Raw genomic sequence first — 14,783 nt, 5'->3', positions numbered from 1 at the left:
ACCGCTCTGGCTGAGCATTTGAAATCGGGCTTCGGCCAGACCTGAGGCGAAACCCGAAGAAGGCACTAAAACAGCAAATTCTGCTGGTTCGGTAAAAGGATAAGAGAGGCGTCGCCGGTCCGGCTCAAGATCCGAAGACCTTGAGCCGGGCCGATTTTTTTATTGCACTCTGAAGGACTGGGAGAGCGATCCCGTTGCGCCGGAGGTCTTGGTGAGCTTGATGCCGCGCCAGCCGGTGCGCGCCGTCGAGGCGACGTTGACGGTCAGGGTCGCGCTGGTGGTGCTGTTGACGGTCAGCGACTGCACCGAGACGCCGCCCGGAAACGGCAGGATGGCCGCGGTCATGCCGGCTTCGAAGTTCTGGCCGGTCAAGGTCAGCGCCACGCCGCTGGTGCCGCGTCTGACGGTGGCCGGCGACACCGCGTTGATCACCGGATTGGTCGAGGCGGTTTCGCAGGCATCACCGACGCCGTCGCCGTCGCTGTCGGCCTGGTCGGGGTTGGCCACCGTCGGGCAGTTGTCGCTGCTGTCGGGGATGCCGTCGCCGTCCGAATCGGTGCTGCCGCCGGTCGGGATGTCGCGGACGTCCACCGTCCAGGCGCCGCCGCCGGTGGTGATGTTCTTGAACACCGACAAGGTGCTGGCGTTAATGATCGTGATCTTGCCGTCGATCGGGCTGGTCACGTAACAGTTCTTGCCTTGCGGGTCGAACTTGACCCAGTAGGGACCGGTGCCCACCGGCAAGGTCACTTTCACGGTCTTGGTCGCGGTGTCCATGATCACGCCGGTGTTGGCGTTGGCCGGGGCGGTGCAGGCCAGGGTGCCGTCCGGAGAGAAGTCGATGGTCCAGGGCGTGGCGCCGACGGTGATCGTGTGGGTGACGGTGTTGTTCGAGGTATTGATCACCGAGACGTTGGCGCTGTTGATGTTGACCACCCAGAGCTCGGCCCCGTTCGGCGTCACCGCCATGCCCGCCGGCTTGGTGCCGACGGTGATCGTCGAGATCACAGCTTGGGTCGCGGTATCGATCACCGAGACGGTGTTCGAGTTATGGTTGGCGACATAGATACGGGTGCTGGCCGGATTGATCGTGATGCGCAGCGGAGTGACGCCGACCGCAATGGTTTTGGCGACGGTGTCGGTCTGCGTATCGATGACGCTGACCGAATTGGAGCCCTGGTTGGTCACGTAAATCCAGTGGCCGTCCAGGGTCCTGGCCATGAACCGCGGACTCTTCTGCAGGGTCAACGTCTTGATCACGGTGTTCGAAGCGGTATCGATCACCGACACGGTGCCGTCCTGGTTGTTGGCCACGTACAGCTTCGAGCCGTCGGTGGTGACCACCATGCCTTCGGGAGTCGTGCCGACGCTGATCGTCGTGGTCACGGTATTGGTCAGGGTATCGATCACCGAGACCGATTTCGAGCCCTGGTTGGACACGTAGGCGGTCTTCAGGTCCGGCGAAAAGACGATGTAGGAGGCCCCGTTCTGGGCGACGATATTGGTCACGACCGTGCCGCTGGCGTTGTCGATGACCGTCACGTTGCCCCCTCTCGGGTTGGGCACGAAGCCCCGGACGACGGCTTGGCCGGGAGTGGCCATGACCGCCAGGGCCAGCGCCAGTCCGGATAATAGGTAACGCTGAAAATTCTTCATAAGATATTCTCCATAAAATAAACGTTAATTAAGTATTGCATTTGATAAAAGACAGCAAGGGCAAAAATTTTTCAGCGTACCTTTTCAAAATCCGAAATCAGGCGGAAACCTTACGGCAGGTAAGGCTGTAAGGTTTTATGCCACTGTTGAAACTGCGAAGAATACGCACTGTTCACCAGATCCGTTTGATAAATTTCAAAATAGGTGGCATTGTAATTGTTAAAACCATTGCTCATACCCGCACTCGGCGAGTCGTTTTTGAGCCAGTCGCACTGCGACCATTTTCTTTGGTTCTTCCATTCCCCGCAGGCCTGAAACATGATGCCGGTTTTGCTCTTGACGGCGGCAAGAACGTCGCCCAAATCTCCGCCCAGAGAAGGGGAGTCGCCCGTCAATACCTCCTGAAAAAAGTTCACCTTGTATTTGGACAACAAGCCGTCCCGTATGGTCTCAGCCGTCGAGGGGTTCGACTTTCCATCCGAAACTCCGAACAAACCCACATACAAGTGCTTGTTCGGAAACGCGGAGGCCCAGTACCCTACCGATTGGTAGACGGCATTGGCAAACGTGGTGGCGTTGTAACCCGACGGCATATTAGTCAACCGGACGGATTGAATGCCGCCGATCGAGGCGTCGATTTGCTTAACCGTAGGGTCATCCTTCAAGGCGGTTCCATTCACTTTCGTCGTGCTCATGGCATTGACGAGCTTTTGCAGGGCGGACAGCATGGTACTGTCCCAGGGTACACAGACTTTTCCATAGTTCCCGGAACTGAACGTCTTACACTTGGAGAGCAGCCAAGTAGGGGCGTTCATCACCAATGTGGCGATGCTGACGCTCTGACCCACCGCTTCGGCTTGCTGGATTGTATTCACTATCTTTGAAAAATCGTAAGAGCCTTGCGATTTTTCAATCTGGTCCCAGCCAACGCGAATCAGAACACCATCCACGAACGGCTTGTCCACGAGGGTATCAATGGAATAGATGCCGGCCGGGGCGGATCGGCTGAGCGTTGGCGCTGCGGCTGTGGCCGAAACCGAAGCGCTTTCGCCAAAACTGCCTATCGCCGAAGTCGTTGCACTGACCGGAGAAGACGATGCCGATGTGTTGCCCGCCGCATCGTAAGCGGAGACAGTGTAGCTGTAGGTTTTCGCGGCGCCCAGACCGGTATCGGTGAACGAGGTGCCTTTCACGTCGGCTATCAGCGCGCCGTTTTGATACACCCTATAGCCTTTGACGGATTCATCGTCGGTGGCGGCCTGCCATGACAGATTGATCCGTGAAGCGGTCGAGGCGGCCGCGAGGCCTTGGGGAACCGTAGGTGCCGTCGTATCGCCCGAGGCGGCATACGCAGCTCCCGACAGACCGATGCCGATAGTTAGCGTCAGGGAACGAGCAACAGATCCTTGTAAAATTATCGTGGAAAGCTGATTTTTACTCCGTGGGTTTAACAAAGAATATTTCATGGATTACTCTCTGGGTAAGGAAATGAAAAAAACAAACGGACAGTCAATATAATAAAAAGCGTCCGCTTGCATTTGTTAATGTAAATAAATAACCGCTTTCAAACATTAAAAATTTATTAAGACCACTATTGCTCCTTGACCCCGATTCTCGATTTCAAGGATAAAGCATCCCGCTTGCCGAGAGCGACAGCGTCTTCAGGATTAGCCGTAACTCAACGATTGCATGTTCGAGGCATTTCAACGAATGCCTTTTGCAATTCAGTTCATGTTCTTCATCAAGCCCGAAAAAGATGAGGTTGGAATGGAGGCCACTTTCAAACTTCAAAATTAATTCGTCTTGTTCAAATCCACGTTGATTTTCTGATCCGGTTGAGCCAATTTAGCTGGAGGCCTACTTCTTCGGCCACCCATCCCGATGTATTTATAATCAAGAAGCAGGCCAACAGCGCAGTCGACGAAATTCATTATCTACGTCAATTACTTGTCTACGGCTATCGGAAAAAATTGCAGGGAAGGAGCATGTGATGAGACATATTTATGCCTCAAAAACCGTCTCACGGCTGTCTCTTGAGACAATAAGGAGACACTTTGAAAACAGGCCAGGGATTGGTTTCGGATTCTGATTTTATGGAGCCTGTCGGTGAAACCCGATCACGGCGTGAGGCAGGGGCGATTCTATAAAACGGCTGGAATGCCGGCTCCGGAAGCCGTCGGTTTGACCTACCGTCGAAAAGGTTGAAGCGCCGTTTATCGCGACCGGGACGGGTTCATTCGCCTTCGGCGTCTGATTCGGCAATACCCGGTTTCCGGTTAAATCCAGCAGAAAGACCTGCCGGTTCCGTGCAACCCGGCAGATCCGTTATGACTTCGGGCCCCGACTGTTTGAAGCCGTTAGAATCGGGCCGTCATCGCCCCGGAAGAGGAAAATGGGGATGCCGACGAAGGAGGCCCATTCGGTCACGCACTCCGCCGCCGGGACTGGCAAGGAAAAACAGGTTTTATCCAAGAAAAATCATGCCTGAAAAGCTCCCACGGCATCGGCCAGTTCCGCCAGCAAAGTGCGTTCGGGTTCGCTGACTCTTTCGCCGCCGAAGCCGAGGAAGGCGCCTTCTTTCGCGGCATTGGCGACCTTGTCGCCGAGAGTGAGGAGAAATCCCCGGTACGCCACGACATCGTCAGGGCTGCCTTTCTGCCGCAGCAGATCGACGGCGCCACGGGATTTGGCGATCGCTTCCCGGCGCAAGTCCGATTGCAGAACGGCAAAATCGCCGCCGGCTTTGGCCATGCTTTTGATCGAATCGACCGAAGAAGTCATTTCTTCTTTCTTGCAAATTTCCCGCAATAGCTGATTGCCGCCCTGCGCGGCTTCCATAATAACGCCGGAGGGAGCCATGGCCTCCGCAATGCTGCCGAAAAATCCACTGGCGCCGGCAAAGGCGACCGCAAGCACCACAAGATTGGGCGCATCACGCAGCATTTCCCATTCGTCGGTAGTAAAGTCAGTTTTTGTTGCCATATCGGTTCTCCCGGGGTTGAGTGATTCAACCTCAATATTACAGTGATACGTCGATAAGTGTCGATTTCTCGTTTGAGAGAAATCAGAAGCCGGTTTCCGCTTTATCCCGAACAGTACGATTTAATTAGAGATTGTTGGGCTTGTTTTAATTCAGACCGGAATTGACGTCACAAAACTTTCGAGCTTCGGGAATGGATAAAAGCAAAACCGGGCCGTGTCGCCGGTACAACCGTCCATTGGCTTTCATGCCCCTTTGGCGGCAGCCGCCGGAAAATAATGGGCAAAACAAGACGGGCAAAAAGTATGGCTGGTATTTTTCGGGTAGCGATTTACCCAGGCGGGAATCCAGTCCCAACGTTCCCTATCGCGAAAGTTCTTCATTCTTCGGCAATAAGCGCACTGGCAGAAAAAACCGTTTTTATCGAGATAAATCGATTGATCGGCCGTACTTTCCAGAGCCGGGACTGGACCTCGAACTCCTTCGACAATCAGGGAATTGACGATCAGCAGACCGGCCTGTTGCGACAACGGATAGACAATCTGATGACAGCAACGGTAAATCGTACGGTCCGAACACTCGCAATCGTGGCTCCATACGGTATGAGAATGCAGACAGGCCTTGAATTTCGCCGCATAAAATCCCTTTAGGTCGGACGATATACCGTCCAGAATCGAACGGCCCAGTTTCCATTCTCTGGAAACGTACGGCCCGCCTCGGTTCTCGCGGGCGAAACGGTACCATCCGGGATTCAGATAAGCGAGACGAAAATTCTTCCAGACGCCGTAAACGGCTCCGGAATAGGTCTCCAGATAATCCAGGTTATAAGGGCGAAGCAAGGGCTTGAATTCCCGATCCAGTCTTTCCATGCGGCTGCTCAAAGTGTCACTGATACGCTCCCATATCCCCGCGGCTTGCCGGTGGGATACGATGGAAAAAATAGTGCGGCCTACGCAAAAGGCTTTATTCTTGGAGACTTATTGTATTTGTTAGGTTCCGGATTGTCGATAAAAAAATGGCTCGCCGATCAATTGTTCGGGCCGTTTTCAACTAAAAAACTTACAAATGGGGCGAAACAAGAAAAATCTTCAGGTACATCGGTTTTTTTCATTCTTCCTTTTCTACCAAAAAATTTGAAAGGTCGGCATCGAATCGAAAGGATATGAACGATCGAGCCGGCCTTCCGGTCTTTTTTTTATAATGCCGCATTCGTTAGTGCCGGCGATGGGGGGCTGGAAGTAAGCCGGCAAACTCACCAGAAAGGAGAGCGGTATGATAGAAAATCTCGATACGCCTCGGCTGAGTTTTATCGTCATTCTCGTTTTGTCCTTCGCCCTGATGATCACCGAACGCATCCGCAACGACATCGTTGCCATGCTCATCGTCTTGGCGCTGACCCTGACGGAGGTGTTAACGCCTTCCGAAGCGCTCGCCGGTTTCGGCAGCGAACCGGCCATCATTGTCGCCGGCATCTTCGTGATGAGCGGGGCTTTCCGGCAGACCGGACTGGCCGAGAAAATCGGCCAATGGATCGGGCGTCTGGCCGGCGACGCGTACAGCCGGGTCGTGACGGTGCTGATGTCGGCGGTGGCGCTGTTTTCCGCCGTCACCCATCACGTGACGACGACCGCAGTCATGTTGCCGATCACGCTCGACCTGTCGCGCGAGCGGAACATTCCGGCATCCAAACTGCTGATGCCGCTTTCGTTTGCCGCATCGCTCGGCACCACGATCACCGTCATCGGCGCTCCGGCCTTTCTGGTAGCCAGCGAAACATTGCAGCGATTCGGACGTCCGGAACTGGGCATTTTTTCCATTGCCCCGATCGGATTAAGCCTTTCGGCCGCGGGCATTTTGTTCATGCTGCTCGTCGGCCGTTTTCTGCTGCCGGAGCGACAAGGAACGGAAGAGCCTTCCAACCGCTTTCGCCTGGATAATTATTTCACCGAAATCAAGATCTTGCCGAATTCGCCGTTCATCGGCAAAACAATGAGCGAAATCACCGAGGACGATCATTATCATTTCATCGTCGTCGGCTGGCTTCGCTCGGGACGCAGAATGGACGACCTCCGGAGCCTTCGAAAAGTGAAAGAAGGCGACGTGCTGCTGGTCAATACGCCTCCCGAGGACGTGGTCGCCTTTCGGGAAGAGAAAGGCGTGGAGTTGCATCCGGTTGCCCGGTACGGCGCGGCTGCGCCTTCTCCCGGAGGCGAGCAAAAAGATGTCACGGAGCAATTGGTGCAGGCGGTGGTGGCTCCCAACTCGGAACTCGTCGGCAGCAGTATTCGGGAAATCGATTTTTTATGGCGTTACGGGGCGCTGGTGGTCGGCCTGTGGCGGCAGGAAGGCTTCTTGCGGCAGGAACTCTCGAGCATCCGGCTGGAAGCCGGCGACGTGCTGGTGCTGATGGGCGAGGAAGAAGCGCTGGCCGCCATCGCGCAGGACCGCGCTTTTCTGATGATGGTCCCGTTTCACGGCGAATTGCAGCCGCGGCGCAAGGCCGGCTTGACCGCCGCCATCATGCTGGCGACCATCGTCGCCGCAACCTTTAACGCCGTCCGCCTGGACGTCGTGGTGCTGGCAGGCGCCCTGGCGATGGTCCTCTCGGGCTGTCTGAGCGCACGCCAGGCTTATCGTGCGATCGACACGCGCATTTATGTATTCATTGCCGGCGCAGTCCCGCTCGGAGCCGCGATGCAGAAAAGCGGTACGGCCGTCCTTCTGGCGCAGGGATTGCAGAATCTGGTAGCGGAATGGCCCCTTCTGCTCATTTTGTCGATGATCTTCGTCATGGTGGCCGTCATCACGCAATTCATGTCGGACGCGGCGACTACCGCGGTCTTCGCGCCGGTCGCCGCCTCTCTGGCGCAAGCTTTGGGACACGCGCCCGAAGCGTACGTGGTCACGGTGGCGATGGCTTCCGTGACCGCCTGCTTCACGCCGATGGGTCATCACGGCAACCTTCTGATCTACGGCGTCGGCCGCTATCGCTTCGCCGACTTCATCCGGATCGGCACGCCGATGACGATTCTTTGCGGTCTGGTCGTGATCTTACTGGCGCCGCTGATCTGGCCGGAATGACGGCCACCGCGGGCTATGCCGGAAACGATCCATTGCTTCGCAAGAAGCTCATTCCTCATACTCTTTTTCCAACGGCACGGGCAGAATCGTCCGGTTTTCTAGCAGCTTGGTCTTATTTCCAGGCAACCGCTCTCTCGACACCCGTTCATACCGGGCCCGCGCCAGATAACCGGCAAGGCCGCTGCCCGAAGCCACCAGCACCATCACCCCGACCGTAACCAATTGACTGAAGATCAGAGCGCCGCCGGCCGCCGCCGCCAGCGAGCAAACCACGCCCATCTTGAAATTGGCTTTGGCGTAGGCTTTTCTTATTTCTTTTTCCTGATTCCGGTAGCCCTGCAAAGCCAGATCGGCTTTCTCCCGCTCCGCCGTCAGGAGAATCTTTTCCCGTTCCCGGGCGTGCAGTTCCTGCAACCGGGCTCTTTCCGCAGAAATGCTGGCTTTTTCGCGTTCGGCATTCAGCAGCAGGCGTTCGCGTTCAAACGCATGCCGCTCCTGAAGTTTCCGCAGTTCGTCCTTATTGAGATCGCGGCCGATGTAAACAAACCAGAAAGCCGCCAGCAACGCGACCACCACCGAGAACAAGACGACGACCGCGATAAACTGAGGCTCTTTCAACCAGTTCAGACCCGCCATCAAGGTCACGGCAGTCACCAGTTGAACTACGAGGATTCCAAATAAAAATTTAAGCACCGCTACTTCTCTTTAAAAGTTTGTACAGACGGAGAAACTAAAGAAGGGCACCATAGCAATAAACAGGAAGCCGTACAAGATTTGTGGAAGCCGGAAAGTAGGAGAACCAGGCCGACGAGAAAATGGAGATTGCGCCAGCTCATAGACTGTAAAACCGCGCACAGGTTCCTGTCTTGTTTCGCCCATGGCAAGCCCGGCTTTTCCGTTCTTTCCGAAAAGAAAGGCTTCTCGAAGAGAATATTATTAAATCCGGATCCGGTCGGAATCGAGGAACGAATTTCCCCGGCAAAAGACTAATTCAAAATAAAGGGTTTTTTCCTATCCTGAGGCGTCACGCAGCCTGCATATCCTATCCAACGACAAGAGCTATCCGCATGCTGGATTATAAACAGATCATGGCAATCGTCTTTTCTTCGATATTTCACGCCCTGTCGGTCTTATTGGTCGTGATGGCAAGTTATCAGTTTCTTAAATTCATCATTCATCCTCAGGGAGATTTCATCACTACGATCATAGACTCCATCAACACCTACATCATTTCGCTGGCCATGTTCGAACTGGGCGCCGGCATCAATAAAGAATACAAATTCCCGGACGACGACGAAAACATCTATTTAAATATCCGGAGAACGATCACCCGGTTCGTCGGAACCGTCTGTATTATGCTGGTTCTGGAAGCGCTCATCATGATCATCAAATACAGCCAACTGGAATGGGCCGGCAAGCTTTATTATCCGGTCAGCATACTTTTCGGCAGCAGTTTTTTGCTGGTCGCCCTGGGCATCTTTCTCTGGTTGACCAAGGGGCACAAGGAATGAAAACCTTCCGGACCCATCCGGAAACGGCCGGCGCACACCGAAAGCATCTTCTTCGAGACCATCCATTCCCCGCCCCTTCCGATTGCTCTAAACGGACCGAAACCTGCAAGTAAAATCTCACTTTTATTTCAATGATCGCCGGCAAAGCGGCATTCGTTTCAGAAAAAATTCTAGTTGTCGAACTAATTCGTTTGAGTTGCCGAAAAAAGGGAATAGAATACTAAAACACTCGGTAATACCTTTAGGCGGATAGGGCCTCCGCGTGCCCGGAGCAAGCCATGCCCCGCCTTACCTCTTGCAACATAAGAGGCTGGGATCGGAACGATGAACCGGCACGGGATGCCAGGACGTTTCATTTCTATTGCACCTTAATTCACGTCTTGAGCGGCCTGCATGTCGTTCTTGATTCACTACGCACTGCAGAGAGGGCTTTTATCATGGATATACTCGACCATCGTAAAGCTTACCTGAGCTTATTGTTTCAGATTGCCGTAAGGAGCGTGCTCAAGCGTCAGATCACCGCGGGCAAGCTGTTCAATCTTGCCGTCAATTTCGGCTATGCCGTATTGAGGCGGCCGGCGGTCACCCGGCTGCCTTCGATCCTTCAGATCGACGTCAATAACGTCTGCAATCTGCAATGCCCTGCCTGCCCTACGGGATTGGGCGAACATGTCAAGGCGAACGGCGAAATGAGTTATGACGACTTCTGTCGAATCGTCGACGAGGTCAAGGCCCACGTCTTTTTGATCGTTTTATACAATTCCGGCGAACCTTTCATGCACAAGGACGCTTATAAGATGATCGCCTATGCTACCACGAACGGCATGGCGGTCGTCACCAGCACCAACGGCCATTTTTTTCACAGCGAAGATCACGCGGAAAAGCTGGTTCGAAGCGGGCTGGACGTCATGACCGTCTCGATCTCAGGAGTCTCCCAGGAGATTTACGCTCAGTACCACAAGAACGGCAAGGCCGAGCGCGTGCTTGCCAGCCTGCGGAACATAACGAACACGAAAGACAAGCTGAAAAGCCGCACGCCGGTGATTATTCTGAGATATCTGGTCTTCGACTACAACCGGTCGGAACTGGACGAGGTCAAGCGGCTGGCCCGCGAGTTAAAAATCGAATATTTGAATATCCGCAAGGCCGGAACCTCGGAAGAATACCAAACGGCCAAAAGCGCCGCCCTGCCGGCAACGAAAACCGAAGAAAGTCCGCCCGCTTCGAATCACTGTTACTGGCTGTGGTCATTGCCGATGATTCAGCACGACGGGGACGTCAAACCGTGCTGCTTTCTCAACCTGAATCCGCCCGATCAAGGCAACGTCTTTCGCGATGGGGGAGTTGCCAGCGTCTGGGCCGGAGAAAGATTCCAAAGCTTTCGAACCCGGATGCTGACCGATAAGAGTGAGATTCCGTCGTGCCGCAACTGCCGGTCTTTTCCCGGCATACAGGATTACTACAACAATAAAGGCAAGAAGAAAATGGAGAAGAACTGATTCGAAGACAATACCATCGTCGGCTCCGTCTCTCGCATGGCCGTTGCCGCACATAGGGTACCGGAAGACCGCCAATCTCTCGCTTGATCGTCCGCAGGAAAACGGTCTCGTGGCTATCTGTCCATCAAAAAATAGGCGAATTACTGCGAATCACAGGCATCCGTCAGACTGCCCGCCATTATGGATTTACGTCAGTCTGCCTCCTGCATTACTCGAAATGCGGTTTTTCGTACAGAATACGGTTCCTCTTTTTATTCATGCTCTCTTCATTCTGTACTCTATCGGTCCGGCGGATTTTTTAGGACTGCCGACGCTGCGAATAATGAACTTAAGCTCTAATTCCTTCTTCTAATTTTCCAATGAATAATAAATTTACTTACGACAGTCTGTCGGTACGAATCCCACCCGGGGCTAAACCGGCCCGCCGGATCGGCACAACCGGCATCGGCATTCAGCTCGCCGCTTACTCTTGAATCCTCATGTACTTACAGGGTTTAGCGAATTTTCTCGACGACACACTCGGTGGCGTGGCGCTGCTCGGCTTCAGCTTTATCGTGGGTGGCCTTCTGTGGCGCGCGGTCGTACTGGGTCCGGAATCCGGAAACGCGCACCTCTCTTTAATTCTTCACCGAAACGCCTGGGGCGTTTTGATCGGAGCGGTCGTGTTGGCGGCAGCCACTTTATTGGGGCTGATCGTTCAAGGATGGCTCGTAGCGTCCGCACTGGGAGAGTTTCCGCTTTCGGCCTATTCCGGAACCGTACAATTCAAAGCCGGCATGCTGCGCTTTCTGCTGGCGTCGGCGCTCGCCGTTGGTGCTCGCCGCCTGCTTCGGATTCCCCATCGGCAGTTTGCCTGGATAGTCGCAATCCTTCTGGCGCTCCCGTTGATTATCTGCGGTGCCTGGCTGGTGCACGCCGTCGGCCGTTTCGAAAACCGGGGCTGGTTGATGACGGTCACAGTTATCCATCAATGCTCTGCCGGAGTTTGGGCCGGTGGTCTCTTTCAGCTTCTCTTGCTGCGCAGTCTCGGCCGCCGAGACGCCGCAGCCCGCGCCTTTTGGCCGACGGCTTTAAGCCGGTTCGCCCGGATGGGCATTCCGGCCGTCCTGGTACTGATTACGACCGGAATGCTGCTCGCCTCCAGCTATGTAGGCAGTTGGGGCGGGCTGGTCGGAACCGCCTACGGCAGTTTGATTGCAGTCAAGACAGCCTTACTGGGAGGCGCGCTGGGGTTCGCCTTACTGAACCATCGGGCCGCAAGGCGATCTCTCCGATCCGAGATCGAGCACAAAGTACCGTGTTACCTCGAGACCGAATTCCTGTTGCTGGCGGCGGTGCTGTTCATCGCTTCCAGCCTGTCGTCGCAGCCGCCTGCCGCCGATATTCCGGAACTCACGGCAAGTCTTTCCGAAGTTGCCGGCATGTTCGCTCCGGGTCTCCCCCGTCTGGTCTCTCCCAGCCATGCGGAGTTTCTGGCAGGTGAAGCCGGCCGTCTCGCCGTGGTGGATTATGTTCCGTCCTGGGCATCGGCCGCATGGTCCGACTACAACCACAATGTCTGCGGTTTGTTGCTGACGGCGATGGCCTTTATCGCACTACTGTCTTATCACCCTCGATTCCCTTGGGCTCGCTACTGGCCATTGGGCTTCGCCGGTCTCGGCCTTTTCCTTTTCTTCCGCAACGATCCGCAGGCCTGGCCGTTGGGGCCGTTGGGTTTCTGGGAAAGTACGTTCGGCGACGGGGAAATCATGCAGCACCGCATAGCCACCCTCGCCACATTTGCAATGGCGGCAGTAGAAATTCGGTCCCGAAGCGGCAAAGGCAGCGTCAATCTGTCCTACGTGTTTCCTGCTTTGATGGCCTTCGGCGCCATTATCCTGTTCCTGCATGGCCATGCCGGATTCGAGCCGAAAAGCGAATATCTGATCCGGGCCACGCACAACTCGGTCGGGTTTCTGGCGGTTATCATGGCATGCGGACGCTGGCTGGAGCTTCGCCTGAGGCAAGCCGGTCAGATCACGGAAAGCCGTAGGGCCGGCCTGGCCGGTTGCCTTGCCATGCTGGGAGTGGGCATGATTCTGCTGTTTTACCGGGAACCTATGTACTGACCCGAAACGGTATAAGGCTTCCTCAAGATTTTAAAGCACGGACATCTTTTTCGATTTGCCGAAAGAACGGACCGGTGGCGGTTTCTATATACCGGATTGAACGTGAGTCTTGATCTCGGTGCCTTGGGCGGTTTTGGGAAAAATCACCGTAAAGCAGGTTCCCGCTCCGGGCTCCGAAGCCACCGAGATCTGGCCGCGCATCGCCAAAGTCACCAGATTGTTTACGACGGCAAGCCCCAGACCGGTGCCGCCGCGGCCTCGCCCTGTGGTAAAAAAAGGTTCGAAGATGCGGGCCGCGTGCTCTTCGGCGATGCCGGCGCCGTAGTCGCGTACCGTCAGCACGAATTGTTCCGGAACCTGCGCCGAGGCCGGCCGGTCGGCCAGCGCAACGTCAACCTTGCCGCCTTGTCCGTCCGGATAGGCGTAACGCTCGATGTTTTGTAAAAAATTCAGCAGGATCTGACTGACGTGTCCGGGATTTCCCTGCCATTCCCGGCCGTTTCGAAGGGCGGACATATCGAGCGCAACTTCCAGGTGGGCCTGGCGGGCGCTCAGTTTGAACAGATCGATCGAGTCCTTGACCAATTCGGGCAGATCGACGATCTGCTGCTGTTCGGCCAGTTGATCGACGGCGATTTTTTTAAAGTTTTCGATCAACCGATACGCCGCATTGACGTGCTTGACCATCAAATCGGAGGATTCGAGAACGTCTTCGAGCAATTCCTCGTGCTCGCCAAACAATGCTTGAATTTCCGGCTTCGCCAGGCGATTCTGGACCACGCTCAGCGCGGTGCGCACGATCCCCAGGGGCGTATTGATTTCATGGGCGACCCCGGCCACCGCCTGGGTCAGGGTCCGATGGCGCTCCAGCGCCGCTTCCGCCTGCACCGTCTGGCCGATCAGGGCCATCTCCTGGTCGCGCAGCCGTTTTTTTTCCAGGCTGGCGCCGATGCGGGCTCTCAATAAAGTCGAATTGAACGGCTTGGGCAGATAATCTTCCGCGCCCAGTTCGATGCCTTTGACGACCTGGCCCATTCCGGTGCAGGCCGAAACCAGAATCACCGGAATTTTGCCGAGCGTTTTGTCCTGCTTGAGCTTCGCCAGGACCGTGAGTCCGTCCATTTCAGGCATCAGGACGTCAAGTAGGATCAGATCGAACGGCTCCTCGGCCAGACGCGCCAGCGCCTCGACGCCGTTATTCGCGGTTTCCATCCGGCAGCCCTGGCATTGCAGGAGTCGGGACAGCAGCGCCCGATTGGCAGGATCGTCGTCCACCACCAGAATGCGTGCGCCGGCGAGAGCGTTTCCGCCGGAAGTTTCGAAAACAACGGAGCTCTCGGCGGCCGGCAGCGGCGGTCGACACTCGCGACAGGCCGGCTCAGCAACGGCCGGTGCGGAAAAAATGTCCTCCAGGCGCTGCGCCAGGCCATGCGCCGCGCACCGTATGACGCCCAGATCGTCGCACTGCTGTTGCCGCCCTGCACTGCCGGCGTCTTCGGCCAGCATCTCGGCATAGCCGGTGATCTGATTCAAGGCGTTGAGCAGTTCATGCCGGATTTGGGCATCGATCATAAGGCCTCTCCATTATTAACGAACAGTCGAATTTTATCGAGCAGCCGGGTCAGGTCGATCGGCTTGGTATCGTACTCGTCGCAGCCGGCGTTCAGCGCTTTTTGCCGGTCTTCGCCCATGGCGTGGGCGGTCAGCGCAATGATCGGAATGTGCCGGACGTCCGGATCGGATTTGATCTGCGAAGCCGCCTGCCAGCCGTCCATCACCGGCAGGCTCATGTCCATCAGGATCAAATCGGGCCGAAGTTCCTGGGCTAGCCGCACGCTTTCCTCGCCGTTGACCGCAATCGCGATCTCGTAGCCGTATTTGACCAGCCGCCGCGACAGCATGTCGCGGTTCAGTTCGTTGTCTTCGACCAGCAGGATTTTGGGCATGG

General features: G+C 55.6%; 11 protein-coding genes. 4 read left to right on the top strand and 7 right to left on the bottom strand.

What is annotated here, in order from left to right; all coding sequences use genetic code 11:
* Positions 1–159 precede the first annotated feature (159 nt).
* From A3OW_RS26610 to A3OW_RS0118445, 4 genes are all read right to left on the bottom strand, one after another.
* A complete protein-coding gene (locus tag A3OW_RS26610) occupies positions 160–1,656 on the bottom strand; it encodes a beta-propeller fold lactonase family protein (protein WP_020564945.1) in 1,497 nt (498 codons plus the stop codon).
* A 110-nt stretch (positions 1,657–1,766) separates the two neighbouring features.
* Positions 1,767–3,122 carry a fibronectin type III domain-containing protein gene (locus A3OW_RS0118475; RefSeq protein ID WP_020564944.1) on the bottom strand — a complete coding sequence of 452 codons (1,356 nt, stop codon included), beginning with the start codon at positions 3,120–3,122 and terminating at the stop codon, positions 1,767–1,769.
* A 1,012-nt stretch (positions 3,123–4,134) separates the two neighbouring features.
* On the bottom strand, positions 4,135–4,638 hold the full coding sequence (locus tag A3OW_RS0118450) for a hypothetical protein (protein WP_020564939.1): 504 nt from the start codon (positions 4,636–4,638) through the stop codon (positions 4,135–4,137).
* Positions 4,639–4,881: 243 nt separating this feature from the next.
* The gene (locus A3OW_RS0118445; RefSeq protein ID WP_033411793.1) at positions 4,882–5,505 is read right to left on the bottom strand and encodes a hypothetical protein; all 624 of its coding nucleotides are present in this window, start codon (positions 5,503–5,505) and stop codon (positions 4,882–4,884) included.
* A gap of 403 nt (positions 5,506–5,908) precedes the next feature.
* Here A3OW_RS0118445 and A3OW_RS0118435 point away from each other — a divergent pair, with 403 nt between their 5' ends.
* Positions 5,909–7,717 carry an SLC13 family permease gene (locus tag A3OW_RS0118435; protein WP_020564936.1) on the top strand — a complete coding sequence of 603 codons (1,809 nt, stop codon included), beginning with the start codon at positions 5,909–5,911 and terminating at the stop codon, positions 7,715–7,717.
* Between the two features lie 48 nt (positions 7,718–7,765).
* Here the strand turns inward: A3OW_RS0118435 and A3OW_RS0118430 are convergent, their stop codons facing one another.
* A complete protein-coding gene (locus tag A3OW_RS0118430) occupies positions 7,766–8,410 on the bottom strand; it encodes a hypothetical protein (RefSeq protein ID WP_020564935.1) in 645 nt (214 codons plus the stop codon).
* 374 nt (positions 8,411–8,784) lie between these two features.
* Here A3OW_RS0118430 and A3OW_RS0118420 point away from each other — a divergent pair, with 374 nt between their 5' ends.
* The 3 genes from A3OW_RS0118420 (at position 8,785) to A3OW_RS0118410 (ending at position 12,835) form a co-directional block, all read left to right on the top strand.
* Entirely contained in the window at positions 8,785–9,228 is a 444-nt protein-coding gene (locus A3OW_RS0118420) for a hypothetical protein (protein WP_020564933.1), read from the top strand.
* 437 nt (positions 9,229–9,665) lie between these two features.
* A complete protein-coding gene (locus A3OW_RS0118415; RefSeq protein WP_020564932.1) occupies positions 9,666–10,727 on the top strand; it encodes a radical SAM/SPASM domain-containing protein in 1,062 nt (353 codons plus the stop codon).
* Between the two features lie 479 nt (positions 10,728–11,206).
* Positions 11,207–12,835: a copper resistance D family protein gene (locus A3OW_RS0118410; RefSeq protein ID WP_020564931.1), complete on the top strand. Its 1,629-nt coding sequence runs from the start codon at positions 11,207–11,209 to the stop codon at positions 12,833–12,835.
* 84 nt (positions 12,836–12,919) lie between these two features.
* Here the strand turns inward: A3OW_RS0118410 and A3OW_RS0118405 are convergent, their stop codons facing one another.
* Both A3OW_RS0118405 and A3OW_RS0118400 read right to left on the bottom strand, forming a co-directional pair.
* On the bottom strand, positions 12,920–14,407 hold the full coding sequence (locus A3OW_RS0118405; RefSeq protein WP_020564930.1) for a response regulator: 1,488 nt from the start codon (positions 14,405–14,407) through the stop codon (positions 12,920–12,922).
* Positions 14,404–14,781, bottom strand: coding sequence for a response regulator (locus A3OW_RS0118400; protein ID WP_020564929.1), 378 nt, complete (start codon positions 14,779–14,781; stop codon positions 14,404–14,406). Before A3OW_RS0118400 ends, A3OW_RS0118405 begins: the two co-directional genes overlap by 4 nt.
* Positions 14,782–14,783 lie beyond the last annotated feature (2 nt).

The sequence above is a fragment of the Methylosarcina fibrata AML-C10 genome, from assembly GCF_000372865.1.
Taxonomy (GTDB): domain Bacteria; phylum Pseudomonadota; class Gammaproteobacteria; order Methylococcales; family Methylomonadaceae; genus Methylosarcina; species Methylosarcina fibrata.
This window is presented reverse-complemented; position numbering and strand designations above follow the sequence as displayed.